22 protein-coding genes, 1 pseudogene and 1 riboswitch are annotated in these 24,755 nt (G+C 42.1%); of the genes and pseudogenes, 8 read left to right on the forward strand and 15 right to left on the reverse strand.

All coding sequences use genetic code 11. From position 1 onward, the window contains the following. From H6G96_RS19620 to H6G96_RS19630, 3 genes and pseudogenes are all read right to left on the reverse strand, one after another. Positions 1–282: pseudogene (locus H6G96_RS19620) on the reverse strand (restriction endonuclease subunit R); the annotation flags it as partial. A gap of 150 nt (positions 283–432) precedes the next feature. After that, on the reverse strand, positions 433–633 hold the full coding sequence (locus H6G96_RS19625) for a hypothetical protein (RefSeq protein ID WP_190913000.1): 201 nt from the start codon (positions 631–633) through the stop codon (positions 433–435). A gap of 67 nt (positions 634–700) precedes the next feature. Then, a complete protein-coding gene (locus tag H6G96_RS19630) occupies positions 701–1,180 on the reverse strand; it encodes a peroxiredoxin (RefSeq protein WP_190913043.1) in 480 nt (159 codons plus the stop codon). A 100-nt stretch (positions 1,181–1,280) separates the two neighbouring features. Between H6G96_RS19630 and H6G96_RS19635 the strand changes: the two genes are divergently transcribed. From H6G96_RS19635 to H6G96_RS19655, 5 genes are all read left to right on the forward strand, one after another. Beyond that, positions 1,281–2,135, forward strand: a complete 855-nt coding sequence (locus H6G96_RS19635; RefSeq protein ID WP_190913001.1) for an FAD-binding domain-containing protein — start codon at positions 1,281–1,283, stop codon at positions 2,133–2,135. Positions 2,136–2,153: 18 nt separating this feature from the next. Then, positions 2,154–2,612 (forward strand): hypothetical protein, encoded by a 459-nt coding sequence (locus H6G96_RS19640; RefSeq protein WP_190913002.1) that lies wholly within the window; start codon positions 2,154–2,156, stop codon positions 2,610–2,612. Positions 2,613–2,722: 110 nt separating this feature from the next. After that, positions 2,723–2,855, forward strand: a riboswitch (cobalamin riboswitch). Positions 2,856–2,904: 49 nt separating this feature from the next. Further along, positions 2,905–4,464, forward strand: coding sequence for a precorrin-3B synthase (cobG, locus tag H6G96_RS19645; protein WP_190913003.1), 1,560 nt, complete (start codon positions 2,905–2,907; stop codon positions 4,462–4,464). 48 nt (positions 4,465–4,512) lie between these two features. Next, positions 4,513–5,139: a precorrin-8X methylmutase gene (locus H6G96_RS19650; RefSeq protein WP_190913004.1), complete on the forward strand. Its 627-nt coding sequence runs from the start codon at positions 4,513–4,515 to the stop codon at positions 5,137–5,139. A gap of 2 nt (positions 5,140–5,141) precedes the next feature. Next, positions 5,142–5,846 carry a precorrin-2 C(20)-methyltransferase gene (locus tag H6G96_RS19655; RefSeq protein ID WP_190913005.1) on the forward strand — a complete coding sequence of 235 codons (705 nt, stop codon included), beginning with the start codon at positions 5,142–5,144 and terminating at the stop codon, positions 5,844–5,846. Between the two features lie 125 nt (positions 5,847–5,971). Here H6G96_RS19655 and H6G96_RS19660 read toward each other — a convergent pair whose 3' ends face one another. From H6G96_RS19660 to H6G96_RS19690, 7 genes are all read right to left on the reverse strand, one after another. After that, entirely contained in the window at positions 5,972–6,658 is a 687-nt protein-coding gene (locus H6G96_RS19660; RefSeq protein WP_190913006.1) for a PHP domain-containing protein, read from the reverse strand. Between the two features lie 469 nt (positions 6,659–7,127). Then, the gene (locus tag H6G96_RS19665; RefSeq protein WP_190913007.1) at positions 7,128–8,264 is read right to left on the reverse strand and encodes an AIR synthase related protein; all 1,137 of its coding nucleotides are present in this window, start codon (positions 8,262–8,264) and stop codon (positions 7,128–7,130) included. Positions 8,265–8,382: 118 nt separating this feature from the next. Then, positions 8,383–8,589, reverse strand: a complete 207-nt coding sequence (locus H6G96_RS19670) for a hypothetical protein (protein ID WP_190730431.1) — start codon at positions 8,587–8,589, stop codon at positions 8,383–8,385. Positions 8,590–8,827: 238 nt separating this feature from the next. Continuing rightward, positions 8,828–10,921 (reverse strand): cytochrome c peroxidase, encoded by a 2,094-nt coding sequence (locus tag H6G96_RS19675; protein WP_190913008.1) that lies wholly within the window; start codon positions 10,919–10,921, stop codon positions 8,828–8,830. 752 nt (positions 10,922–11,673) lie between these two features. Beyond that, positions 11,674–12,276 carry a superoxide dismutase gene (locus H6G96_RS19680; RefSeq protein ID WP_190913009.1) on the reverse strand — a complete coding sequence of 201 codons (603 nt, stop codon included), beginning with the start codon at positions 12,274–12,276 and terminating at the stop codon, positions 11,674–11,676. Between the two features lie 597 nt (positions 12,277–12,873). After that, positions 12,874–14,481: a bifunctional pantoate--beta-alanine ligase/(d)CMP kinase gene (locus H6G96_RS19685; protein WP_190913010.1), complete on the reverse strand. Its 1,608-nt coding sequence runs from the start codon at positions 14,479–14,481 to the stop codon at positions 12,874–12,876. Between the two features lie 156 nt (positions 14,482–14,637). Next, complete coding sequence (locus H6G96_RS19690; protein ID WP_190913011.1) at positions 14,638–15,741, reverse strand: septal ring lytic transglycosylase RlpA family protein; 1,104 nt, start codon at positions 15,739–15,741, stop codon at positions 14,638–14,640. Between the two features lie 907 nt (positions 15,742–16,648). Here H6G96_RS19690 and glsA point away from each other — a divergent pair. Beyond that, positions 16,649–17,632, forward strand: a complete 984-nt coding sequence (gene glsA, locus H6G96_RS19695) for a glutaminase A (protein ID WP_190913012.1) — start codon at positions 16,649–16,651, stop codon at positions 17,630–17,632. Positions 17,633–18,090: 458 nt separating this feature from the next. On the opposite strand, the gene H6G96_RS19700 is transcribed toward glsA, so the two are convergent. The 5 genes from H6G96_RS19700 to H6G96_RS19720 form a co-directional block, all read right to left on the reverse strand. Further along, positions 18,091–18,327, reverse strand: a complete 237-nt coding sequence (locus H6G96_RS19700; protein WP_190913013.1) for a hypothetical protein — start codon at positions 18,325–18,327, stop codon at positions 18,091–18,093. Positions 18,328–18,990: 663 nt separating this feature from the next. Further along, positions 18,991–19,341, reverse strand: a complete 351-nt coding sequence (locus H6G96_RS19705; protein WP_190913014.1) for a hypothetical protein — start codon at positions 19,339–19,341, stop codon at positions 18,991–18,993. Between the two features lie 370 nt (positions 19,342–19,711). Next, positions 19,712–20,221, reverse strand: coding sequence for a PIN domain-containing protein (locus H6G96_RS19710; protein WP_190913015.1), 510 nt, complete (start codon positions 20,219–20,221; stop codon positions 19,712–19,714). Continuing rightward, positions 20,218–20,514 (reverse strand): hypothetical protein, encoded by a 297-nt coding sequence (locus H6G96_RS19715; RefSeq protein WP_190913016.1) that lies wholly within the window; start codon positions 20,512–20,514, stop codon positions 20,218–20,220. Before H6G96_RS19715 ends, H6G96_RS19710 begins: the two co-directional genes overlap by 4 nt. Positions 20,515–20,619: 105 nt before the next feature. Beyond that, positions 20,620–21,147, reverse strand: a complete 528-nt coding sequence (locus H6G96_RS19720) for a DNA topology modulation protein (RefSeq protein WP_190913017.1) — start codon at positions 21,145–21,147, stop codon at positions 20,620–20,622. Between the two features lie 129 nt (positions 21,148–21,276). On the opposite strand from H6G96_RS19720, the gene gatB reads away from it, so the two are divergent. Continuing rightward, entirely contained in the window at positions 21,277–22,752 is a 1,476-nt protein-coding gene (gene gatB / locus H6G96_RS19725; RefSeq protein WP_190913018.1) for an Asp-tRNA(Asn)/Glu-tRNA(Gln) amidotransferase subunit GatB, read from the forward strand. A gap of 625 nt (positions 22,753–23,377) precedes the next feature. After that, the gene (gene argJ, locus H6G96_RS19730) at positions 23,378–24,619 is read left to right on the forward strand and encodes a bifunctional ornithine acetyltransferase/N-acetylglutamate synthase (RefSeq protein WP_190913019.1); all 1,242 of its coding nucleotides are present in this window, start codon (positions 23,378–23,380) and stop codon (positions 24,617–24,619) included. Positions 24,620–24,755: the final 136 nt, after the last annotated feature.

The raw sequence follows: 24,755 nt of genomic DNA on the forward strand, positions 1-24,755 counted from the left end.
TTATTTTAAAGTTTGACTCAAATTTTTTAATCCACTTAGAACTTGATACAATTCACTTTCTCGTTTTAAAAGTGTAAATTGGTCAGATATAGCATACTTTGGCTGATTCCCTTTGGCAAGTTTCAGGAAAATAAAATCACTACCATTTGTTACTAATCCAAAAGTAGGTTTGTCTTGATTAGGATTAGCCAACATATAAACAAGTGCTTGAGGTACGGCTTCTAAAAGAGAAAAGCTAGACCTTTTAGATTCACTTACTAACAACCAGAATTGTTCTTGAATTTGACTGCAAACTACATAACTGCCTGTAGCGATGATGTCTTGAACCGGAGTAAATTTATAATTGGGTGCATAGAGAATAACTGGCTTGTTCAAGGGATTAAAATCAGAGTTTGATATCAACTTTTGAACTTGCTTCAACTTTCGAGCAGTTTAGGTTGTTACTTCGATGATAGCGTTGCTGGTTTCCACATCGATTTCACCGACTTCGCCATTTAAACCTACTGTTTTATTAAAACTAACTAAATCAAACCCTGCCTGGATGATAGCATTAGCGACTTTGCCTTCCAGAACTTTTTGAGGATTGGCTGAGTTCAGTGCATCAGCGATCGCTTGCTCAAATAAGCTGCTCACATCCTGCTTTATTACTATAAATATGATTCACGTAGCATTGCTGTAACTATACCTGCATTCAGTCGCGTTATGTGGCTGCTAATTCCCGTAATTTAGTTAAAACTTCCAGAGCATGACCTTTGGTTTTCACATTTGGCCAAGTATAGACAATAATTTTATCAGGTGAAATTAGGAAAGTTGACCGAGCAACACCCATATATTCTTTGCCCATAAATTTTTTTAAGCGCCAAGCGCCGTAAGCTTCTATCAAAATATGTTCTGGGTCACTCAAGAGGGTGATTGACAAGTTATGTTTGCTGATAAATTTACAATGGGACTTACCCAAATCTGGACTAACGCCTAAGATTTTCGCTCCTAGTTCGCTGAAGTCTTGATACAACTCGGTGAAATCCTTCGCTTCGGTGGTACAACCGGGTGTGTCATCTTTTGGATAGAAGTAGAGGACAACCCACTGACTGCTGAGATCGTCGAGAGTGACTGAATTGCCATTTTGGTCAAGAGTAGAGAAATTTGGCGCTGGTTGTCCGACTTGGGGAATGTTACTCATGATGGGTGTGTGAGAGATTGCGATCGCTTTAGAATTGTACATATATTGAGCGATCGCCTGCGGCAGGCTATGCCTACCCACTTATTTATATTTGCTTACAATGTCTAAAGATATGCAACGCGAATTTACCAACCGCGATGAGTTGGTAGCCTACCTCCGCGAACAATTCCCAGATGCGGCGCAACGCGATCGCCACATCAGTGAAACGGTAGGGGGACGCAAAGCTGCACAGAAAGCATTGCAACAAATCGATGCAGTAAGCTACGCGCAAACACGTAATTTTTTCGCAGGTGCAGTCACGCGACTTTCGCCTTACATTCGTTATGGCGTTTTGAGTTTGCGAGAAATTCGAGATTATGTCCTTGAACGGGTACAGCAGCAAAATGATGCTACAAAATTAATTAACGAGTTAGGCTGGCGCGACTACTGGCAACGGTTGTATGTCAAGTTAGGAGATGAAATCTGGAAAGACCAGGAAGAGTACAAAACTGGTTACACTGTGGCTGAATATGCACCCGAATTGCCGCAAGATATCAGACAAGGAACCACAGGTAGGGTTTGCATCGACAGTTTTAGCCGTGACTTGAAAGAAACTGGCTATCTACATAACCACGCCCGAATGTGGCTAGCAGCTTACATTGTCCATTGGCTGCGTATTCGTTGGCAAGCAGGAGCAAAATGGTTTCTCGAACACCTTCTAGATGGAGATCCTGCTAGTAATAATATGTCATGGCAGTGGGTTGCCAGCACCTTTAGTCAAAAACCGTATTTTTTCAACCGTGAAAATTTAGAACGCTACACCAAAGGCATTTATTGCCAGAAATGTCCCCTTTACGGTCATTGTGATTTTGAAGGCAGCTATGAAGAATTAGAACAGCGACTTTTTCCCAAAGGGGAATTTAGCAAACAAGCCAATAGCCAAAGTTGGCAGCGTGCAAAGAAAGGTAAAAAGTAAGATAAAAGACCAAAAAAGATGAATAAACCAATTGTTTGGATACATGGAGATTGCCTTAGTCCATACAACCCTGTACTACAGAAATATGCCGATGCGCCAGCTATCTGGGTTTGGGATGAGGCTTTGATAGAGGAATGGCAACTGAGTCTCAAACGCATCGCTTTCATCTACGAATGTTTGCTGGAGTTACCTGTTGTTATCCGTCGTGGTAATGTGGCACAAGAAATTTTAGCTTTTACTCAAGAACATGATGCGAATTTAGTAGTGACAGCTAACAGTCCCAGTCCCCGATTTGATGATATCTGCAATCAAGTGGAGGGTTCGATAGCAGTGGAAGTACTAGAAGTAGAACCATTTTTTGACTATGATGGCTATATTGACCTCAAGCGGTTCTCGCGCTATTGGAAAGTGGCTCAAAATTATGTTTTTCGTTCAAATCTGTCCCTCTCCGACTCAGAAAAAGACAGTTTTGTGTAGCAAAACCAGGGAGAGGTTTTTTTTATTAAACTAATTAGGCGGTTACTACATGAGCCGTCGAACTCACATCTTTGGGCATGGATAAGTTGATTCAAAATATGAAGCGTTAAATCTTCTGACTACGTTCTCGTGCTAAATTACTAAAGCTTGGAGTTGGGAAACTCCGGTGAAATTCCGGGACTGTGCCGCAGCTGTGATGGGATCACCCAAGTCAGAATGCCAACTCTCAAGATGTCAGAGAAGACACACTCACCGTCTACTCCCTGCGTTGCACGGGGAAGGAGTTCCAAATTTGCTTTCTGAATTTGCCACTTGTCCTGGCTTGTTTTATGCTACACCCGCCGCCGATGGTATATTATCTCGCATTAGAATACCAGGTGGAATTATTAGTAGTCAGCAGTGCCGTGTGATCGCAGATATAGCAGAACAGCACGGTGGCGGCTATGTAGATGTGACTAATCGAGCTAATCTACAAGTCCGCGAAATCCGCACAGAGATTAATGCTGAGGTTCTGAAACACTTACAGGATATGGAACTAGGTTCTCGTAATCCTGTTGTAGACCACATCCGTAATATTATGAGCAGCCCAACTGCTGGTATCGACCCGCTAGAATTAATCGACACCCGCCCTTTTGTCCAAAGTTGGGATGATTATATTGCTGCACATCCGGCGCTTTCGGGACTGTCGGCGAAATTTAGCGTTTGCTTTGATGGTGGTGGGATAATTCGGGTGTGCGATCGCTTGAATGATATCCTATTTGCTGCTGTCTTAGTTAACAGTAATGTTTACTTCCGCCTCCATTTAAGTGTCGGCGCAAAGGGTCAACCGCCCAGCGATATGGGAATTTTGTTACCACCAGAAAAATGTTTGCCCGTTTTGACAGCTTTGGCAGAGGTCTATCTAGCTCATAGTAATACTACAAGTAAGCGTCGGCTACGTCTCTTAGAGTTATTGAATACTTTGGGTTGTGAAAATTATCTCCAGGAAGTTCAGCAGCGTCTACCTTTTTCTCTTTTATGCAGTGACCTAACCCCCCAACCCCGTTCCCTACAAGGGAAGGGGGAGGAATTCTCCCCTCTCCTACAAGGAGAGGGGTTGGGGGAGAGGTCAAATACTAAGTATCAGCATATTGGCCTCCATCCCCAACGTCAGCAAGGCTTGTTTTACATTGGTGTCGTCTTACCCCTTGGACGATTGGAGAGTAACCAAATGCGGGGTTTAGGAGATTTAGCAACGAAATACGGTAGTGGCACTCTTCGATTAACCCCCTGGCAAAATCTGCTCTTAACAGATATTCCTGAGCAATGGGTTGCTGATGTCCAAAGTGAAATTGCTTTCTTAGGATTAGATTCCTCAGCAACCAACATCAAAAGTGCATTAGTTGCCTGTTCTGGAAAAAAAGGTTGCGCCGCTTCTGCCACGGACACCAAGGATCATGCATTAGCATTAGCAGAGTATCTTGAAACTCACGTTACTCTGGATTGCCCTGTTAATATCCACTTCACTGGCTGCGAAAAATCCTGCGCCCAGCATAGCAAGAGTGATATTACTCTGCTTGGTGTCAGCATTGAGGGTGACAATGGAACTGTGGAAGGCTATCACATTTATGTTGGTGACAGCAAGGAGAAATTCGGACGTGAATTATATCAAAATGTAACTTTTGCCGAATTACCTGCATTAATAGAGCGGATGCTATATGTATATAAAATTCAACGTCTAAATTCTGATGAGTCTTTTGGGAAATTTGCTAATCGATATGCGATCGCCCAATTACACGAGTTGTTTAATATTATTCCTAAATCATTCGTGAACAACAAGATTCCCAACTTTTTAGAGAAGTCGGCAATCTGAGCCTTTCGATTTTCATCGGTCAATCCAAAATATAAAATCCCAAATCGAATGCCAGACTATATCCGAGATGCTAACGAAATTTACCGCAATTCTTTTGCAATCATCCGGTCAGAAGCGAATCTAGATGTACTACCGCCAGATGTAGCAAAAGTTGCTGTGCGTCTCATTCATGCCTGTGGAATGACGGATATTGTCACTGACTTGGGATATTCACCAACAGCAGTACAATCCGCAAGGGCAGCACTAGCAGCAGGAGCGCCAATTCTATGTGATTGCCGGATGGTTGCTGATGGTGTTACCAGGCGGCGGTTGTCTGTAAATAATCAAGTTATCTGTACCCTCAACGAGCCGGAAGTGCCAGAAATTGCCCAGCGTCTGGGTACTACAAGGTCGGCAGCAGCTTTAGAATTATGGCGATCGCACCTTGAAGGATCGGTGATCGCAATCGGTAATGCGCCCACAGCACTGTTTAGGCTGTTAGAAATGCTCGATGAAGGAGTGCCGAAACCTGCGATTATCTTAGGCTTTCCAGTGGGGTTTGTCGGTGCAGCCGAATCGAAAGCAGCACTAGTAGCAGACAGCAGGAATGTACCATTTTTAACATTACATGGTCGGCGCGGTGGGAGTGCGATCGCAGCCGCAGCAGTTAACGCCCTGGCAACGGAGGAAGAATGAATATGGAAACCAAAGGTCGTCTTTATGGAATTGGTGTCGGGCCAGGCGATCCCGAACTATTGACTCTGAAAGCACTGCGCCTATTACGTGCGGCTCCTGTGGTAGCCTATCAATCAGCCACAGATAAAGAAAGTATTGCTAGAGCGATCGTGGCGCAGTATCTTCCTGGTAATCAAATTGAGGTGCTATTTCACCTTCCCCGCGCTTTGGAGCCAGAAAAGGCAAAGTCTATTTATGACAAGGAAGTTGAACCAATCGCCGACCATTTAGGAGCAGGTCGAGATGTTGTAGTACTGTGTGAGGGAGATCCATTTTTCTATGGCTCGTTCATGTACCTGTTCACACGCTTATCTGATCAGTACGTAACAGAAGTTGTCCCTGGAGTTTCTTCACTGATGGCTTGTCCGGTAGCCTTAGGTGTACCTTTCACCTATTACACTGATATTCTCACAGTCTTACCTGCTCCATTGCCAGCAGAAGAACTAACTACACATCTATTGATGACTGATGCAGCAGCAATTATGAAGTTAGGTCGTCATTTTACCAAAGTACGAGATATTCTCCATAAATTAGGGCTAGCATCACGGGCAAGATATATTGAACGGGCATCAACGACACAGCAACGCATCCTACCCTTAGATGAAGTTGATCCAGCCGAAGTACCCTATTTCTCAATGATTGTGATCCCAACTAAGAATCGGCTTTGAAGCAATACACTTGGATTGAGATTTGATCCTCCCTAAGCCTGCTAAAAAAGGGAGAACTAAGCCCTTTTTTAAATTAGTTGGGGGGATCGAAAATCTCTGAACACACTTAACTGATCGATTCATCTTTACAAACGTTGTAGCAAGCTCAAACCGTGGGTATCAGTACCACAGGTATTGAAAAGAAAGTATTCATCAGCCAACTTTTGTACTTGTTCTGATTCCAATACGCTGGGTTTCCAAGGGTTAGGGTTATTGTAGGCATAGAAAGTTTCCACACCATCGATGCCCTTTTGGGACGCAGCTGGAATTAAGTCAAAAAGCGATCGCTTGTAACGAGCTGGATGAGCTAGAACTGCTAATCCCCCGGCTTCATGAATAGCAGCAATCACGTTACTTGCTTGATATTCTTGACCTGTAGTCGCCCTTCTTAGTAGATAAGGCTTCATACTAGGGTGTTCTGGTGTAAAAGCGTAAGCCAAAATGTGAACTTCTATATCCAAAAGGTTGGCGTTAATTTCTACACCACTCCACAGGTAAGGAGTGCTTGCACCAGGATTATTCCACTTCCAGTCTTCTAACCAAGCAAGTGATGTTTGATAGCCGATAATACTATGATGATCAGTAATGGCTAACCCTTTTAGACCAATAGCGATCGCTTGCTCCATCAATGCACTCGGCTGCAACCTGCCATCCGAGTAGACAGTGTGCATATGAAAGTTGAATAACCTTGGACAACTTTGTGCATCAATGTTTTGGAATACTTGCTTCAAAAGTTCTGTGGAAGCAGTAGTTCGGGCCAAATTTACAGCCATAACCCCCTCTGAACAAAAATATATCTTTTTAACACACTAAAATGGCACATCTACAGATGAGAAAGACTCAGCACTAAAAATTAGTATTAGCTGCTACTTTCTCAGCTTTCTCAGCAAATTTTTCAATATGTTAAGACTACGTTAGCAAATCTTAACCTCAGTAGTCATGCGTATTTTGGACTACATTAATTTTAAGTGGTAATAAATATCGCATATAAAGTTTTATAAATACACCTATACAATTTTTGCTAAATGACTTATTGGCAAGGGCTTGATAGAATAATTTTCTCTAATACCCCTGGAATAAAAGTATATTTTGTGTATAGAAAATAATCTATTTCAGTAATTTCACTAATTTTATCTAATTTAGTTCAGCGTAGCGGTAGCCCGCCGCAGGCATCGCATAAGTGAGTGTATACCCAGAAAACTAGCGATGTCTACGACGGGCTATGCCTACGCCTGGGCTGCATTATACTCCTCGCGCAATCCCAAAAGTATCTCCTTTCAAGGTCACCCCAAGCGGTTCTACCACAACCTCGCGGTTAAGGGATGCTTCGACCCTTCCGGCAATCACAGCCGTGAGCTTATGTTCTTTTGCGAGGATAACGATCCTCTCTGCATCCTGCTGCGACTCTGTATAGAATGCAAATCCTGCTCCGTAATTGAACACAGAAAGCATTGTCTCGACTCCGCCCTCAAGATGACCCTCGACAAAGGCAAAAATCTCCGGCACTGGAAGCATCGTTTCGATGACATACCGCAGGGGCTTCACCGACCGCATCAGCTTTTGCCATCCATGTCCAGTGATGTTCTCCATCGCAGTGGGACGAATTCCTTCACCAAGCACCGCCTGTACAAGCGGCGTGTAAAGATACGAGGCGGCATTCATTGCTTCCCAAAACTCCTGCCCACTTGGAAGTTTTGTTCTGTACCCGTCAGGCAGCGACTCGGCAAGCTTTCGCAGTGGGGTAAAGCCGTTCTCATGGGGCCCCGAACTTTCAACAAGAACAATAGTATTTCCGGCATCCAGACGCGAACTATCAACGGGAGCAACACCAACCGGCATGACCCCAAAAACCGAGCCTGCGATGTCAAGCCGGCCTGGAATCATCTTCGTTTTTAGTTGAGGAGTTTCCCCTGAGAGATACACACACCCAACTCGTTTGCACCCCTCAACTACTCCATCCAAAAACCCATCAAGGAAGGCAGGAGTGAAGATGGTTTCTGGAGTACTCGACGGTAGATATAAACCGAGAAGTATAGTCTGCATACCGGAAGTTGCGGCATCGTTCGTAAGACACGAAATAATCTTGATACCGATGTTCCACCAAAATCGTCGAAGTTCTTCTTCAGAAAGGTCATCAGGTCGAGTATCGTCTGCTGTGCCCAGTCCTTCGGGGACAAGTGTCATCGAAAGTTCTCTAGCCCCCGCCTCTAGAAAGGGAGCGAGGTTAAAGCTAAAAGCGTTAGCACTTGCTCCAAGACCCGATGCGGGCACGATGCCATAGGCGCTTGCAAAGCCAAGCGTGCGTTTTGCGGCATCAATGAAGCGTCGTTTTGCGGCATCGAGAGTATCGTAATCGACTTGATCGAGAGCTTGAGCCATCAGGTTGCGTTTTAAGTTAGAAGTTAGGATTAGAGACGCGATTATACTCTTACGAGAAGCCGCTCTTCGAGCGTCTACGCGTCTGTGCAAGAGTTAAAAGTTAGGAAAACTCATAACTTTAAAATACCTCATCTTCAATACCGCGCCACCATTCCCCCAAATTCATCATGTCTTGGTAAATGTCTTCTAATTCTTTGGTGTAGACATCGTTTGTAAGGGTAGCTCGACGCTCTTGCAATTTTTTGAGGCGCAGTTGTACCAATAGCCAAGGTTTAGTGATGCTATCAGTTGCTTCGATGTATTGCGCTAGTTCTTTGCTATCCATATAGTATTTTAATTTTCACTCTAGCAAATAATGGTAGTTGCTTTGATAATTTGGACCAGGGCATAAGCTGTATCCGAATCAAGATTATTGTCACTTAACAGCAAAATAAATTAAAGGTTTGTAGTCATGCCTGGAGCCACTTACTATAAACCTTTAATTTATTAACGCTTACTTAGTGGTCAAATAAGAGGGTGTTTGTTGTAAACACCCTCTTAAGGATAAAATTTACCTCTAGCCTTTAGGGAGTTGCAAGGAAGTTAGCAGGCGGAGTCCTGCTACCATTACGACCAACAGATGGGATCTCTATCAAGGCATCTGTGGCTTTACCAGTGCCATCGTTGGTGACGAAGGCTTCGTTTCCTGGATGTCCATTAGGAATAAACAACTGCGGATGGTCGAAGGGCGCTTTCTCATAACGAACTCGCTCGTCAGTAAGCGCCTTCATAAAGGCTACTAAGTCATCTTTATCCTGATCGCTCAGGTTAAGATTTTCAATATCCGCATCCAGATTTCCGATGTTCTGCTCGTGGAAGTCACCACCCCGATTGTAAAATTCAACCACTTCCTTGAGGGTCAATTTCCCTCCATTGTGGAAGTACGGTGCGGTGAGTTCCACATTGCGAAGTGTGGACGTTTTGAAGGCTCCGTCTGCGGCTATTCTCTGGTTGGGGCTGACCGTGATATTGGGATCTACACCGAGAAGCTGCCGGAATTTGCCTTGTTGAGCTACTCGCGACTCTGAGAGGGGATTACCAAAGGGGTCTTTACCACCCACGCCTAAGTCGTCTGTAGTGGGTCTGACCGCAATGTTGTAAAAGCCGTTGTCATAGACGGCTTCTTGTCCATCCCCTAGTATCATGTCTTCGAGTCGTTGATTCTGCACGTTTTTCACGGAAGCGTTGGTGAATTCTGCCCCACCGTGACAGTTGATGCATTTAGCCGCTCCCTCGAAAAGCTGTTTACCCCTCAATTGTTGAGAAGTTAAGGCGTTTTTGTTGCCATCAAAGTACTGGTCGATAGGCGCATTGTCAGATATTAGTGTGGACTCGTACAGTTGAATCGCTAGCCCGAAGAAAAGCGAAAAGTTGTACTCCATTAGCGTATATGTATTCTTGTTTGGATCGACAAGACTCCTCGCGCCCAAGAGGACGGGTTGTCGGCTACCATCATTTTTATCAACCTGAATTGACCATAAAGAATCCCACCACTGTGGCTGGAAGGCATCTTCAATCAGCTGCTTGTACTTTTTCTTCAGTCCTTTTCCATTAGGCGCTCTGTAAATACCTAAGGTACTGTCGTCAACTGCCACCTCCTGTTGTGCAAGTGGTTTCAAATTAGGGGAAAATAATTTTTTACCAAGATCCCTTGGAAGCTTTAGACCTCTCAGTAGGTTTCGTTTCCCAACCATCTTTATACCGACATCCTGAAATGTGCGACCGTCAGCAGACATTTCAAATGAGCTAAGAGGTGGCCCCACTGCCTGGGAAGCTAGAGATGAATTCTTGAGCTTCACACTGACTTGTTGTGGTGATGTTAGAGAAGTTACTGCTTTGTAAAGCTTGGCGTTGGGATCTCTTAATCCAAACGGATTCACCCCATTAAAGTAGTTCTGAGCTCGTCCATCCCAAAAGTTACGGAAATTGTACACCGCATTAATTGTGGTCGGTGTGTTGCGCGGCTCTACTCGGCGGGTTTCGATACCTCCCACGTTGAAGATTGGATCGTCGAGTTGAGTCACATTGTCTTGAGGATTACCAGGAGTGGTACTCAAGAATTTAGTATTGAAGACTCCTTGCGAAGAGGCGACATCGTTAACGTCAGAAATAACGGCGGAGTTACGGTTGTTTACATCTGCTAGTTTGTGGAATGGGAAATCTGCCGCCTTCAGGGTGTAGTTTGGCCCTCCGAGACTGAAAGTCTGATCAGGATTCGGATTGCCGCTGGCATCCACGCGCAAAATCCCTGGATTAAGCTGGTTTTTAATTCTGTTGTCTACTCCGGCATGGAAATGACAAGTAGCACACGATGTCTTGCCATCGCTGCCGACCTGCATATCCCAGAAAAGAGCCTTTCCCAAAGCGATCGCTTTGCTCTTATCCCTTACGTAGCCTGTATAGTCTGGCCCTGGAATCGGCACGGTCTTTAGCGAAGCCAGTGGCTGGGAGGGTGGCGTTATCTGTGCCGATACAGTATGTCCGGCTAGCACTGCGATCGCAACAAGTGCTGCGATCGCCACATTGCTTTTCATTCTCCTTGACAATCTTGATGCCAGATCAGTAAGTCTGACTACCACAGCAGCCACAAAAGTGACACCGAGTTGGATTTTACCCATGTTTTATATGAACGTTAATAATAATTGTCAAGAGTTGAAGCATTACTGCTCCACTCTCAAATCTGAAACTTTGTTGTCTTTAATGACACAGAGATGTTAGAATATCAGATTTTTTCTACTTAAGTAAGTAGGTAAGAATAAATCAATCTATATTACACAGGGAAAAATTATTAAATCAGCTTGTAGTAAGGCTAAAGCCTTTAATATGAAGATTTAATTGAAGCTTTAATTATTCACGCCCACTTACTTACTTGAGTATAATTTTTCTTAAAATATTTTTTTACCAATTAAGTTAATGTTGCTGCGGGCACACTTATAGTGCCCCACCATATCTGCCATAAGCTGATGCGTGCCTAAATTGTATAAACACTCTTTACGGTCGTTAACTGTTAACTGTTGACGGTTAACAGTTATCAGTTATTAGTCATCGGTCATCGGCTTCATATAAATGTTCAAGTTAAATGCGTAACAGCTTACTATATGTCCAGATAATCAAAAACAGCCACGAGACTACGTCGTGACTGCTGGTAATTATTGTTAAGGTCATCTCACCCCTAAAAGAGGATGGGATAATACGAAAGACTGTTGATTGTTGGCTGTTGACCGTCAACCATCAACGGTGTCGGGGCATCTATCATCCCATCTTTAAAATATTGGGTTTTCCCGATGACTTTTTATAAATTAACTGGTTGTCTTTGCTTTACATATCTGGTAAAGGCTACTGTTACAACCAATCCAACACTGGTAGGTGATTAAGCTTTGGCGAAGTTTTCAGCAGCAAAGTCCCAGTTAACCAAGTTTTCTAGGAAATTCTTGATGAACGCTGGACGGGCGTTTCTGTAATCAATGTAGTAGGCGTGTTCCCAAACATCCAAGGTTAAGAGTGCCTTCTTACCATGAGCTAGCGGATTTTCGGCATTAGGTGTCTTAATCACTTTCAGCGTACCACCATCATCAATCAACCAAGACCATCCGCTACCAAATTGAGTTGCGGCTGCGTTCGAGAACTCTTCTTTGAATTTGTCGAAGCTACCAAAATCTTTATCGATTTTGGCTGCGAGATCACCTGTAGGTGCGCCGCCACCTGATGGTTTCAAAGAATTCCAAAAAAAGGTGTGGTTCCAAACTTGGGCAGCGTTGTTAAAGATCCCCGCCTTAGAGGAATCTTGGAAGGAAGTTTTAATCACCTCTTCGAGAGACTTATCAGCAAGTTCTGTACCTTCAGTGAGCTTGTTGAGGTTGTCTACATAAGCTTTGTGATGCTTACCATAGTGATACTCGAAAGTTTCAGCTTTCATGCCATGTGGCTCTAAAGCATTAATGTCGAAGGGTAGTGGGGGCTGTACAAATGCCATTGTGTCAAATCCTCTCTTTACCGGTTTCCAGTCTTAAGCTATTGCAGAAGCTTAGGAAATTAACATCTTTTATTTTTGGGGTTTTATGTCTTTAATGATGAAACATAAAACTTAACATCGTCATTTTACTACCAAAGTGAAGATAAAAACAAAGTACTCGTTTAATAAGTAAAATAAGTCAATTCACTAGAAAATAATGACTATAAATAAAAATGGCTAATATTTCTTAGCTAAAAACTAATAAATAATTAACTAGGTAGGCATGAAAAGGTTTTCCACTTAGATCAACTATTGTCCTTCTGCCTCCAGCAGAAGCTGCCTTTTACTTAGCATTTAGCAATTAAAGCTTTCCCGCCTCTACCTATAGCAGTATTAATTGTAATATGAGGATAAGCCGCAAGCATGATGATTTAGTAATTAAATTAATCTATAATCTACAATACTAGACTTAAGTTTAAAATGAAGTTCAGCCAATAGCAAAATTATTTAATTTTGTGCTTTTGGGCTGTTTCTAGATGCAGTTTTAAGGATGGTAAATAAATAAATAACCTATCTACCACCCTTTTGAAATAAAAAACTAACAGCAAATAGTGGTGATTACCACTGAGGAAAACGTTGCTGGTAGTAATCTACAATTTGTGCTGTGACTTCAGAAATATTCAGACCATCGGTTTGAAGTTCAATCGCATCGGCTGCTTTTTGCAAAGGGGAAACTTTGCGTGTACTATCTTTCCAGTCACGCTCGGCAATATCCCGTTCCAGCTGCTCTAAAGTCACTTCGGGTTGCCCTTGTTTGCTAAAATCTTCTTGGCGGCGACGGGCACGTTCACCTACAGAAGCGGTTAAGAAGATTTTCACTTCAGCATCGGGGAATACATGAGTACCGATGTCTCGACCTTCAGCCACTAAACCACCTTTTTTACCCCAGTTTTGCTGTTGTTTAACCAGTGCTTGACGGACAGCGCTTTGGGCCGCGATCGCAGATACTTGAGATGTGACCTCAATGGTGCGAATTGCCTGGGTAACATCAGTACCGTCAATCCAAACGCGCACAGACGATTGTAAATCCTGGTCAGGAGTCAGTTCAATTTTACACTCGTTAGTTAATTGGGCGATCGCACACTCATCATCAATGGCAATCCCCTTTTGCAATACTAACCAAGTTACAGCACGGTACATTGCCCCTGTATCTAAATACACTAAATTTAGATTTGCTGCCACTTGACGTGCCACTGTGGATTTTCCAGCACCGGCTGGGCCATCAATGGCGATGATGGGTTGACGATCGCGCAATATGATATTGTCAATCAAACGTGTAGACCCAAGACGAGCTGCGATCGCCAACATTCCTTCCTCCTGAACTTTTTCTAAAGACATTAACGTAGTCGGTTCAACCAATTCAATATATTCCACTGAGACTGTATTGACTATTGCCACTTCTTGCTGTACCAGTGCTATCAACTTGTGACTATTGCGATCGCCTGCAATGAATGCAGCTTCAGCTCGTCGCAAGCCGCGATATAATACTGCTGCTTGCTCTTTTGCCATTGCAGTCAAATATTGATTACGAGAACTGAAGGCAAGACCCGACGCTTCCCGCACTGTTGGACAACCAACAATTTCTACTGGCAAATTTAAGTCAGCTACTAAGCGTTTAATAATTGCCAGTTGCTGACCATCCTTTTGACCAAAGTAGGCACGGTCAGGCTGTACCAAGTTGAAAAGTTTGGTCACAATCGTAGCGACACCCTGAAAATGACCTTGCCGAGAACGACCACACAAGCCTGTTATCATAGCAGATGGGGGGATAACTTGTGTAACCTTTGATTCTTGTATACTCTTCTGAGGAACTGCCATTTCTTCCGGAGTTGGCGCAAAAATTGCATCTACCCCAGCTTGTTCGCAAAGTTGTTGGTCTTGCTCTAAAGTACGAGGGTAGCGTTGATAATCCTCGTTGGGACCAAATTGCAAGGGATTGACGAAAATACTAACAATCACCGTAGAATTTTCTTGACGCGCCCGTTTAATTAAGCTTAAGTGACCTTGATGCAAATTTCCCATCGTTGGTACCAGACCGACTGCTGTCTGATACCAGCCTGTGATCTCATCTAGTCTTAGATCCTCAGTAGCCGCAATTAGCTTGTTTTCTGAGCAGCGTTTAGTTAAATAGCAGCGTAAAGCTGCAACTGTTGTCAGCAGGCGCACAAAAATACCCCTAGTTCTTATCGATCCCTCCCCCGTTAGTTTATATCTGAAAGAGAGGGAAGAGATGATTGAACTAGGGGAATTAAGTGATACGGAACTTGAATTGGGCATTGGGCATTGGTAAACTCTCTACTGCCTATGCCTATTGCCTAATGATTATTTCCCTAAGACTTCAACACGTACTGGTGCTACGCCACTACCCATCATTCCCAAAACCCGAGCCGCGCCAGTAGACACGTCAATGATTCGACCCCGAATGAATGGGCCTCGGTCATTAATTCGCAGTACTACAGAACGACCATTACGGGTGTTGGTTACACGGACTTTTGTACCAAAGGGTAAGCTGCGATGAGCGGCAGTCATGCCTTCTGGGTTGAATCTCTGACCGCTAGCAGTGCGATTACCAGCAAAGTCATAACCATAAAAAGAAGCTATACCTCTCAAGGTGGATTGCACTACTCCGACGGCAATCTGTTGAGGTTGCTTTGGCATTGCTATTGGCGATCGCACTGGCATATTCGCAATCTCTTTTAAGGGAGATGCATTGCCTAGTAGCCTCCGTAGGCGATTGGTTGCTTGCAATGCATCTTGCGCCAGATTGTTGGTACTATCTGCTAGTCGAGTACCTTCGTTAATTTCGACCAATTCTTCGCCATCAATTTTGATTACATAGCGATCGCCATTTTGTTGGACTGGGGCGCTTTTGTTTTGCGCTTGATTGTCAGTCGATTTTTCCCCTGCTTTCCAACTTACGGTAATCTTATTCCCGTCTACATTTTCTCGATTCAACTGGTTGATCTTAGCTGCTACTACACCAGCTACCTGAACCGGGTCATTGTCACCGGAGCTAATCTGGTTACTTACATCTGTTACGTTCCTAGTATTCAGTGCATTTGGTGAATTGCTAGCAATAAGGGCGTACGATTGCACGCCCCCAGTATTTCCAATTTCACCAACTTTTTTACTTTCAAGATTCGGATCTGATACAGAACTTAAAAAGGTGAGAACAGGTAGATTTCTGATAAAAAGGGTTGCCGCCTTACGTCCTTCAATATTGTGAGGATGAATTTGTGTAATCACAGCATCCAAGGTTTGTTTCCCTGCTCTGGATTGGTACTCTCCCACCTTCACCACATCAGGGGCAGGTGATTTCTGAGAAGCTAGTGCATTTCCTTTGGTGGTTTGAGTGCAACCGACTGAGGGTATGCCCAAAGCAGCCATAGACAGGGTAACAATAATCCACAAATGTCTTTGATTCATGCGTCCGTTTTTTAAAGCGACTGTAGAACTTAAGTTTTATAACTGGTGGGATTTTTCACTTTGTGAAAGTGATCTCCCTTTTGAAAAACTCGAACTCGTTCCGTTTTCACTTTGTTGTTTATAACTGCAACAGACTAACACGAACCTTTTGGCTTGGGGATCAGGGTTTTAGCGTAATTATCAGCAGCTTTCTCAAATTCCAATTCTAATTTTATGGGCGAAACCTTTCTCAAATAGGGACTTTGGCTATGTAACGCTTTTTCCGACAAGTCAAAAATTCCTTCAAACAACTTTATGCTTATTGCACGCCAAAATGACGATACCCTATTCACATCGGTTCTAAAGGTTCGCAACTACCCGTGTATTCTATATTACATCTATTCTGGTATTTCCTGTAAGGAGATAATATAACTTTAATTAAATGGCATCGGCATAAATGCTTAAAATCACTTATTTAATGGAATCTTTAGATTTCTCTATGAATAAGTCGTGATATGAGTTACATCTTAAATAATTATGTAAATTAGTTTGAGCTTAATATCTTTTTTAAAAGTTTTTTCTACTTAGATTAATCATGACTTTTATTCTCCATAACTAGACTTAAGCTGGTAATATATATAACTTCTTGCGCCAGTATTACTGAGTATAAAAAAAAGGAAGATACTCAACTTAGTATTTTTCAAGATTAATTACAAAAAAATTAATAAAACTTCGCGATCGCTTGTAACAAGAATTTTTTGTGTATTAAAAAATACAATAGACATTTTATGCCCTAAGTAGTGGTTCAAGTATGATTTTTTAGAGCAAGCTATCTTTTCCAAAATCTTTGCGGCTGTAGGGATGTACAGCTATACCAGCTATACCCCTACTATATATAGTAGATATTTTGGGAAATGCTATCAGCCTGATGACAAACCAAGCACATCAAGGAAATTTAGAAATAGATCCATCCCCATTATTAGCTGTTCTTAACGAGTTGCATTCTCAGTACAAGTTATTGCAAGAGGGTGCAGTAGCTAAATATATTCCGGAACTGGCAAAGGCAAATCCGGACTTGTTTAGCATTTGCATTGTGGCAGTAGATGGTCAGGTTTATAAAGTTGGGAACTACGATCACCTCTTTACTATTCAGTCAATTTCCAAAGTGTTTGCTTATGGACTAGCCTTAGAAGATCATGGGCTGGATTACATTTTGACTAGAGTTGGCGTGGAACCGACGGGAGATGCATTCAACGCGATTGTTTTGGATGAGCAATCGAAGCGACCTTATAACCCAATGGTAAATGCCGGAGCGATCGCCACCACTAGCTTAATTAAAGGTTCTGGCCCAACCGAACGCCTCAACCGAATGCTAGATATGTTCAAGCGATATATTGGCCGCGACGTATTCGTTGATATTTCAGTTTTTACCTCAGAACGCAGTACAGGACATCGCAACCGCGCAATGGCGCATCTGATGCTCAACTTTGGCATGATTGACCGGAATATTGAAGAGGCGTTGGATCTTTATTTCCAGCAGTGTGCTGTGATAGTTAATTGCCAAGACTTAGCAGTGATGGCGGCTACCCTTGCTAACAGAGGTATTAACCCCATCACCAAAGAACAGGCGGTAGATAAGCGTTACATCAAAGATATTCTAAGTGTTATGTACACCTGTGGGATGTACAACTTTGCAGGTGAGTGGGCTTATAAAATTGGGATTCCGGCGAAAAGCGGTGTTACTGGCGGGATTATCGCCGTTGTACCCAATAAAATGGGCATTGGAGTTTTTTCACCGTTGCTGGATGTGCGTGGTAATAGTGTACGAGGGGTAAAGGTGTGCGAAGAACTTTCCCAACGCTTAGGTTTACATCTATTTGATTGTTCAGGTCAAGAGGCGAAATGTGATTGAAAAAGCCGGGAGGCATCCTTCAATTGAACTATTTGAACGCATCTATTATTCGTAGATACTTAGTATAGGCAGCCTCGGCTTGAAAACGCACAACCAATGGTATTGTTGATGTAGAGCGAGGCTGGCAGTAAAAGCGAATGGTATGTTGAAGCGATCGCGACAGTCAAAGAGATCAATTTAAAAGCCAATTCCATCCATCTTTAGCTAGTTAGCTAGGTTTTCAATAGCATCTAAAATGTTTTTGAAACAAAGAGATTAAGAGCAAGGGTTAAAGGAATTGAATTTTCTTTGCCTTTAACCCATCCCTTTTCGCCACAAGAGCGCAAAAGTCTCTTTTGCAAGAGGATGCTAATGAACAGAGTGAAGACAAAGCACCCGGTATGCAAGCGCAATTGAGAACGAAAATCTCTTTCCCTGTTCTCTATTTTCAAGATAGGTTTATTACCTACACTTATACTTTAAATTACAACTTCTTGGCGTTGACAATCAAAAACAACCATGTAAGAAGCATTTGGTCTTTCCTGAGAGAGGTGCCGCATATAGCCTTCGGCATCAGAACGGCTGCGGAAGCGAGCAACAATCTCGCGTTGTGTATTAGGAAGTAGACGAGCGATCGCCCAAGAATTGAGGCGTTCTTTATAAGCAATAACCTGATTGTCTGATTTAGAAGCTTTGTAATCCGTATTTTCTGGCATAATTATGTTAACCGTATGAAGTTTAATGAAGGGCATTAATTAGTTTCTAGGTAGGAATGCACTAACGCTTTTTTTAATGCTGCTGCCACCTTGTTATTCGATTATTTATAAACTGTCAACACTTAAGGCTATATTTTAGACCAATTAAATTGGAATTTTTGGGTGCTAGAAATCTCAAAGCCTTAATTTGCAATTGTTTCCACGGCAAAAAATTCTCAAGCAAAAAGTTTAGCAAGTATTGGGTTTGCATGATTTGTATGCATACACATAAGTAAAATTTGTATCAGTATTAAAATAAAGGACAACGTTTTAAAAAATACCATTAAAAAAATAGGTTCAGAATGAACAATAAGCTACGCAAGATTAATAAACGCAGACACACTCTTAATTTTTCTACAGCGCACTCAGTAAAGCTATATTGTGGGTATTTACGTTTTTACAATAAGTTTAGAGGATGCAAAAGTTAAAGTTTTTTTAGATATTGAAAAATTAAGTTATGTTAATAGATATATTAGAAATTCAAACCAAGAGAGTAAAAAACTCATATCTCAAAGTTTTCAAAGCACTTGAAAATAAGAATAACAGAAAAAAGCGTTGATTATCACTGAAGGCGGAGCAGGAGTTGCTCCGTCCCTGAATTCTTTTTCAATTCTACCTATCTCTTCACCACTCCTTATCTAGTAGGGATTCAAATTCAGCTTGTAAGGCGGTTATATCCGCCAATCTTGCGACTAGTAAATTATCTTTACCAGCATCGCTTAATCGTACTTTCCAATAACCAATACTATCTGAGTTGTTTAACCAAAACTGAATCACGGTATCTACTACTTGATCGAGATTCCAATCCCACTTTACTGGAACTGATTCCACTGATTCTAGAAACGTATCTAGCGTACATGTATGCATTCCCAAGTATTCCACGCCTTGGTGAGGTGATTTTTGCCCATTTTGCTGTTGGTGATTAAAAAACTGCAAAAGTGGAGATACTCCTACAATATCAAAAGTGTATTTCATGCTAGCACTCCCAGTTTTAAATTACTTGCAGTAAAGCTTCAGTTTTTTCTAGTATAATGTCTAGCAATTAGCTAATGTATCTAGAAAAAGTATAGTTTTGATCTATATCATAGGCATTAAATCTCAGTCAACAATTAGCACTAACAAGCCTTGAGTGCTAATTTATTTTAATAGTTTGATTGATTATTAAAGATGTTTAGTTATTAATTAAAGGGTGTATATAGGGGTCTTAATTGTTAACTGTTGACGGTTATCAGTCATCAGTCATCGATCATCAGCCTTCATATAAATGTTCAAGTTAAATGCGTAACAGCTTAGTTATCAATAACTCAAGCGTATTGCTTTAGATGTAGGGTTAAATTTCATATTTTTACTTCCAGTTAAAGATACGAATATTGTTAAAGTTAATCACATCAACTTCTACACTCTGAAGATAACTTGCTAGCTTGAAGCCATCAGTTAGTACAAGATACTTCCCTTTAGATAAAGTCAGTATTCCGCTATCAGTCAGTCCGAACTTGACAAATTTTTCAGTATTAACAGCATCTAAAATACTTACATATAATTCATCCAAAAGAGCAACATTTGTGACAAATTGAGCAAATATTGCAAAGCACTGAGAAAGTTCAGGTTCACCAAGTTGATTTGCAAGGCTATTAACTTCTGTCAGAATATTCGGAGTTGTTACAAGCTTTTGAAAGCTTGCAATAAATGCTAGCAGAAGCTCATAATCTTCTGGTATAAATTGCTGGGTTCGATTAAATTTAGTTATTCGTTCTTGATTGACGCTCCCAACCAAAAAGAGAAGCAGGATACTTGTATCAATTAAAACCCTTCTTTGGCAATAACGACGAACAAGGGAAGCAATCAAATCTTTCATACTTGTCTAATTTTCATTGCTTCTACTTTGCCAGTTTGAGAATTTACCTTAAAAAGTTTATATTCTCGTTCATATAGCACAGGGTTAGTAAGAGAGGTAGTAATAAAGTTTTCCAATTGACTTTTAGGAGCTTTTTTAGGAATATCAAACCCTAGAGTAATCAACCAGAAGCTTTTATCATCAGACAATTCAACTTCTTCAAGTCTCAAATCTCCTAATGACGAACCCATCATGTCTTGTATGGATTTTATGTATTCATAGGCAGCATTCACTGCTGTTTTGACATCAATCATAATTTTGGTTATTCTCTGAACTAATTTGCTAATTCCATACTTTATTATAGTAATTTAATTATATTGTTAGTACGGGTTTAGCACATAATTTACAATATATAAAAATCAATTTATTAAATCTGAATGGTGTGAATTTTTTTGTAAAAAGTCTCTAATTTCTGTCGGGTTGCGGAGAATAATAACTTGCAGGTTTGGTATTACTTGACTAAGTTTTTTGATAATTTCAGGACGACGATTAATTGGGTATGACCATACATATTTGAGGAATTCCCAATTTAATCTTTCAGGACAATCTGATGCCATATCAGGTCTGGATTGTCCAGCATACATGAAGCGACGCTTAATCACCCGCGACAAACATAAAATCCGGGGAAAATCCAAAAAAATTACCGTATCTGCAACCGATAAACGAATGTCGAGAGTATTGCTATAGTTACCATCCATAACCCAAGATTCTCGCAAGGTTAAGTCTTGGATAATACTTTGCCATTTAGCTTTTGGAGTCTCAACCCAACCAGGATTCCAGTACCAAGTATCTAAGTGGATGACTTCTAAGCCTAAGATGGTTCCCAGTTCGCGGGCTAGGGTAGATTTACCAGCACCCCCAGAACCAATCATCAAGATTTTCTTCATCTTAGGTTTGCACCTTCCTTTTCAAGTTTATGAGGGTAAGCATTACTCACCCAAATAACCGTCTTCAGGGCAACTCAATACGCCGCTACAATAGTACCCTAAGAAGGATTATGCCGAAATAGTGATATTATGACGACTGCTACAACTGTAAAAACTGAGTATGAAGCGATTATTGGTCTAGAAACCCATTGTCAGCTGAGTACTAACACCAAAATTTTCTCTAATAGCTCTACGGCATTTGGTGCTGACCCAAATACTAATATTGACCCGGTTTGTATGGGTTTACCTGGGGTCTTACCTGTACTCAATCAAAAAGTATTAGAATACGCCGTTAAGGCTGGTTTGGCACTGAATTGTCAAATTGCAAGATATAGCAAGTTCGACCGTAAACAGTATTTTTATCCTGACTTACCCAAAAATTACCAAATTTCTCAATATGATCTACCGATCGCAGAACATGGTTGGTTAGAAATTGAGTTGGTAGATGCTGAGGGAAATCCCACTCGCAAACGCATTGGTATTACGCGTCTGCACATGGAAGAAGATGCTGGAAAATTAGTACACGCAGGTAGCGATCGCCTTTCCGGTTCTTCTTATTCTTTGGTAGACTACAATCGCGCAGGTGTACCGTTAGTAGAAATTGTCTCGGAACCTGACTTGCGTTCTGGGCTAGAAGCTGCTGAATATGCCGAAGAATTGCGCCGGATTGTGCGGTATCTCGGCGTGAGTGACGGTAATATGCAAGAAGGATCTCTGCGCTGCGATGTCAACATTTCTGTGCGTCCAGTAGGACGAAAAGAATTTGGCACCAAGGTAGAAATTAAAAACATGAACTCGTTCAGCGCCATCCAACGGGCGATTGACTATGAAATTGAGCGTCAAATTGCAGCAATCGAAGCAGGCGATCGCATCATCCAAGAAACTCGGCTGTGGGAAGAAGGCGCTCAACGCACAAGTAGTATGCGAGTGAAAGAAGGTTCTAGCGATTACCGCTACTTCCCTGAACCAGATTTAGCACCAATTGAGGTGACAGATGCCGAATTAGAGAAGTGGCGTAACGAATTACCAGAATTACCAGCCCAAAAACGCCATCATTATGAAAGTGAGTTGGGGCTTTCAGCTTACGATGCGCGAGTGTTGACAGAAGATCGTCCAGTAGCCGAATATTTTGAAACTGCGATCGCATCTGGAGCAAATCCAAAAGCTGCCGCCAACTGGATTACTCAAGATATCGCAGCCCACCTCAATAAGCAAAAACTCAGTATTACTGAAATCGGTCTAACTCCCACCAATCTAGCTGATATCATCACTCGCATTGAAACGGGCAAAATTAGTAATGCTCAAGCTAAAGAAAAGTTGCCAGATTTGCTCAGTGGTATTTCTCCTGAAAAAGCTTTTGCTGGTCAAGAGTTAATCACCGATCCTAGTGTACTAGAACCCATCGTTGATGAAGTCATAGCCGCTAATCCCAAAGAACTAGAAAAGTATCGCAACGGTAACACCAACCTCAAAGGCTTCTTTGTCGGACAAGTTCTAAAAAAGACAGGCAAACGTGCCGATCCCAAGCTAACTAACGAATTGGTGGAGAAAAAACTGAACGCCTAGCAGGGGAAGCAGGGAGCAGGGAGCAGGGAGCAAGGGAGAAGATTTCTCCCCTCTGCCTCTTTTTCATGCCCAGTTCCCAATTCTAAACTAAGTATTTCCCCGGTAGTTCTTCATAAAATCTTCATAAAAAAGATGGTGACAACCCACATACCTAAAATGCTATGCTGTGGTATGTAGATGCACCCTGATGATCGGGAGAGCTGCCTAAGTAGCTCTCTTTTTATTTAGTTTATGTGGTATTTACAGAGAATCTTCATCATATTTTTAGAAATCATCTTCATAAATAAGTATTACCCCTGACCTCATCAATGATATGGTGTACTCAAAAGATGCACCGTATTGATTTGGAGAGCGGCCCAATTGGCTCTCCTTTTTTGCTTTTGTTTTTCGTCATAAGAAAGGTAAAAACAATTATGCTAATCGCCAACTGGTGCATTATTATTGCCATCAGCAAATAAACTCACACTAAAAGGGAGTGGGGAATGGGGAGTAGCGAGTAAAGGAAGCAGAGGAAGTAGGGGAAACGAATAACTCTTAACTTCTAACTCTTAACTCAGAACTTTTCCAAAGCACTTTTCCAAAGCACAAATTGACCTATCCAACTTGATAGTTGTAAGGAAGAATAATGGCAGATTGGCAAAAAATCACAGGTGGTATTACAGCACCAAGGGGGTATCAGGCGGCGGGAATTACCGCAGGGTTGAAACCTTCGGGGTTGCCAGATTTAGCTTTGATATTCTCAGAAACGGAAGCGATCGCAGCTGGTGTGTTCACTACCAGCCAAGTTAAAGCTGCCTGTGTAGAATATTGTCGCCAACGCTTGCAAGCCAAACACAGCGCTCGTGCTATTCTTTGCAACGCTGGACAAGCAAATGCCGCTACAGGTACTCAAGGCTACCTTGATACTTTAGAATCTGGTATGGCAGTAGGTCAAGCACTAAACATCCCATCTGAATCTGTGTTATTGGCTTCCACTGGTGTGATTGGTCAAAGAATTAAGATGGATGCTTTGCGAAGCGGGATTCCCAAGGTAGTAGCAGCACTATCAGAAACAGGCTCAGATGCTGCCGCCGGGGCGATTATTACTACAGACTTGGTAACCAAATCCATTGCTTTAGAGACAACTATAAGCGACCGCCCGGTACGAATTGGTGGTATTGCCAAAGGTTCCGGCATGATTCACCCCAATATGGCAACCATGTTGGCATTTGTTACTTGTGATGCTGTAGTTTCGCCAGCCCTTTGGCAGCAGATGTTAGCAAGGGCAGCAGATAGAAGCTTTAATTCCATTACCGTGGATGGCGATACCAGCACCAACGACAGCTTAATCGCCTTAGCAAATGGCCAATCTCGCACCCCAGCAATTATAGAATGGGGCGCAGAAGCAGAGAAATTAGAGGCGATGTTAACAGCAGTTTGCCAGCATTTAGCCAAAGCGATCGCTCGTGATGGCGAAGGTGCAACTTGTCTAATTGAAGTAGAAGTAACAGGAACCCACGATGAACTCTCAGCCCGACAAATAGCCAAAACCATCGCTGGTTCATCCTTAGTTAAATCTGCAATCTTTGGACGTGATCCCAATTGGGGACGCATCGCCGCCGCCGCCGGACGTGCAGGTGTTCCCTTTGAGCAAGAAAACCTGCAAATTAAGCTAGGTCATTTCTTAATGTTGGAAAATGGGCAACCTCTACAATTTGACCGCGTAGCAGCGAGTGCTTATTTGAAAAAAGCAGCGACAGGTGCTTATCTCCAAGAGGATACTGTATTAATTTCCGTTAACGTTGGCAATGGTCATGGTTCAGGTAAAGCTTGGGGTTGTGATTTGAGTTACGACTACGTGAGGATTAACGCCGAATACACTACTTAAATCTTCTTTACAAATATACCGTTTATATTCTCAGGTTGATACAAATGCGTTTTTAGGTTAGCACAGCTAGCTGTGCTAACCTAAATCATAGTGCCAATATAATAGTCTTCATAAATAAGAGTTTATATATTGAAAA

Source organism: Nostoc sp. FACHB-892, assembly GCF_014698795.1.
Lineage (GTDB): Bacteria > Cyanobacteriota > Cyanobacteriia > Cyanobacteriales > Nostocaceae > Nostoc.

Excerpts from the sequence above, each read along its gene's own strand:
- H6G96_RS19630 (WP_190913043.1), bottom strand. The coding sequence starts at position 1,180 with ATGAGTAACATTCCCCAAGTCGGACAACCAGCGCCAAATTTCTCTACT.
- H6G96_RS19635 (WP_190913001.1), top strand. The coding sequence starts at position 1,281 with ATGTCTAAAGATATGCAACGCGAATTTACCAACCGCGATGAGTTGGTA.
- H6G96_RS19640 (WP_190913002.1), top strand. The coding sequence starts at position 2,154 with ATGAATAAACCAATTGTTTGGATACATGGAGATTGCCTTAGTCCATAC.
- H6G96_RS19650 (WP_190913004.1), top strand. The coding sequence starts at position 4,513 with ATGCCAGACTATATCCGAGATGCTAACGAAATTTACCGCAATTCTTTT.
- H6G96_RS19655 (WP_190913005.1), top strand. The coding sequence starts at position 5,142 with ATGGAAACCAAAGGTCGTCTTTATGGAATTGGTGTCGGGCCAGGCGAT.
- H6G96_RS19660 (WP_190913006.1), bottom strand. The coding sequence starts at position 6,658 with ATGGCTGTAAATTTGGCCCGAACTACTGCTTCCACAGAACTTTTGAAG.
- H6G96_RS19665 (WP_190913007.1), bottom strand. The coding sequence starts at position 8,264 with ATGGCTCAAGCTCTCGATCAAGTCGATTACGATACTCTCGATGCCGCA.
- H6G96_RS19670 (WP_190730431.1), bottom strand. The coding sequence starts at position 8,589 with ATGGATAGCAAAGAACTAGCGCAATACATCGAAGCAACTGATAGCATC.
- H6G96_RS19675 (WP_190913008.1), bottom strand. The coding sequence starts at position 10,921 with ATGGGTAAAATCCAACTCGGTGTCACTTTTGTGGCTGCTGTGGTAGTC.
- H6G96_RS19680 (WP_190913009.1), bottom strand. The coding sequence starts at position 12,276 with ATGGCATTTGTACAGCCCCCACTACCCTTCGACATTAATGCTTTAGAG.
- H6G96_RS19690 (WP_190913011.1), bottom strand. The coding sequence starts at position 15,741 with ATGAATCAAAGACATTTGTGGATTATTGTTACCCTGTCTATGGCTGCT.
- glsA (WP_190913012.1), top strand. The coding sequence starts at position 16,649 with ATGACAAACCAAGCACATCAAGGAAATTTAGAAATAGATCCATCCCCA.
- H6G96_RS19700 (WP_190913013.1), bottom strand. The coding sequence starts at position 18,327 with ATGCCAGAAAATACGGATTACAAAGCTTCTAAATCAGACAATCAGGTT.
- H6G96_RS19705 (WP_190913014.1), bottom strand. The coding sequence starts at position 19,341 with ATGAAATACACTTTTGATATTGTAGGAGTATCTCCACTTTTGCAGTTT.
- H6G96_RS19710 (WP_190913015.1), bottom strand. The coding sequence starts at position 20,221 with ATGAAAGATTTGATTGCTTCCCTTGTTCGTCGTTATTGCCAAAGAAGG.
- H6G96_RS19715 (WP_190913016.1), bottom strand. The coding sequence starts at position 20,514 with ATGATTGATGTCAAAACAGCAGTGAATGCTGCCTATGAATACATAAAA.
- H6G96_RS19720 (WP_190913017.1), bottom strand. The coding sequence starts at position 21,147 with ATGAAGAAAATCTTGATGATTGGTTCTGGGGGTGCTGGTAAATCTACC.
- gatB (WP_190913018.1), top strand. The coding sequence starts at position 21,277 with ATGACGACTGCTACAACTGTAAAAACTGAGTATGAAGCGATTATTGGT.
- argJ (WP_190913019.1), top strand. The coding sequence starts at position 23,378 with ATGGCAGATTGGCAAAAAATCACAGGTGGTATTACAGCACCAAGGGGG.